General features: G+C 53.3%; 1 protein-coding gene. It reads left to right on the top strand.

Annotation, left to right across the window (positions count from 1 at the left end; all coding sequences use genetic code 11):
• Window positions 1–1,091 (top strand): tetratricopeptide repeat protein (locus BLX24_RS30635; protein WP_143092953.1); only part of this gene is annotated, 1,091 nt, incomplete at both ends.

Below are 1,091 nucleotides of genomic sequence, written 5' to 3'. Positions count from 1 at the left end.
CTATACGGAACAGGCGTTTCGGTATCCGTTTCTGAGCCGGCGTGATGAGGTGTCGACCTATAACAATACGGCCATGGTTTATCTGCGCCTGAAAAGATACACGAAAGCGGATTCCCTGTTTCACCGTACCATCAGCCTGGCCCGTAGTTACGGCGATACCACCTATGAAGGGATCGCTTCGGGTGAATACGGACGCTCCTTCCTGTTGCAGGGCCATACCCGGCAAGCACTGCCTTTTCTCTACCGGGCTTACCACCTGTGTATGGGCGAAGCGCCGGAACGGTCAGCAATTGCGGCCCTTGATCTGGCATCGGCCCTGCTTAGTATCGACAGTACGGCGAAGGCGGAGGCCTTCATACGGCAGGCGAGGGCAATACAAACGCACAATACCATCTGGGCAGATTACGCACTGGCTTATTACCAGACACAGACTTTGTATGAACGCAAGGCCGGGCATTATGTAAACGCACTGGCTTATCAGGACTCTGTCATGATGGTTAAAGATTCGCTACGGATACAGTTTAATGACCGGTTAGTAGCCAATACAGAAATCCGGACTAATGCCGAGCGTTATCTGAGCAGCCTTCAGCACCTGGAGGCTGAAAAAAGGGCGGCCATTCTGATCCGTAATATTATCTGCATCACCCTGCTGGTAGTAACGGCAGCAGGCGGGTATGCTCTACACCAGAACCGGCAGAAACGGCAGCGGGAAAAAGAAATTCTGCTGGAAAGACAAAAGAGGGCAGATGATGAACTGGTGCACGCAACGGCGCAGTTGCGTCAGCACATGCGCTACCTACAGGAAAAGAACGAACTTATTGAGCAACTGACCGCTGAGCTGGCACAACCGGCCATTCCGGAAGCACAACAAAGGATAGCCGCCGTTCCGGTTGAAGACTTGTTACAGCGAACGCTGCTTACGGAGGCTGACTGGCAGCGGTTCCGGCGACTGTTTGAGCAGGTTTATCCGGGCTTTTTCGAAACCCTGCAGCAGCAGTATCCAGACCTGACACCTGCCGATGTGCGCTTACTGGCCCTGTCGAAACTTGAACTCCCCTCCAAAGATATAGGTTTCATGCTGGGGGTCAGTC

This window comes from Arsenicibacter rosenii, from assembly GCF_001870735.1.
Lineage (GTDB): Bacteria > Bacteroidota > Bacteroidia > Cytophagales > Spirosomataceae > Arsenicibacter > Arsenicibacter rosenii.
Note: the sequence above shows the minus strand (reverse complement) of the source record. Positions and strands in the feature narration are given on the sequence as shown.